Genomic DNA, 216 nt, shown 5'->3' on the forward strand with positions numbered 1-216 from the left:
CTGTGGTCAGAGCTCGAAGAGCCCTGCGTGCTCCTCCAGGAGGCGCATGGTGGCCGCCATGTCGATCTCGGCGCCGTACGCCGCCCCGGCGGCGGCCCGGTCGTCGGGGTCCTCGACGACCAGGGTCATCATCGAGCGGAAGAGCTGCTCGAAGCCGCCCGGCGAGATCAGCTCGAGCACCCGTGCCTCGTCGTCGCCGGGGTTCCAGAAGGTGTG

General features: G+C 70.4%; 1 pseudogene. It reads right to left on the reverse strand.

What is annotated here, in order from left to right:
* Nucleotides 1-6: 6 nt before the first annotated feature.
* Nucleotides 7-216 (reverse strand): annotated as a pseudogene (locus tag QWJ41_RS21725) (cupin domain-containing protein); the annotation flags it as partial.

The organism is Nocardioides cremeus (genome assembly GCF_030518195.1).
GTDB lineage: Bacteria > Actinomycetota > Actinomycetes > Propionibacteriales > Nocardioidaceae > Nocardioides > Nocardioides cremeus.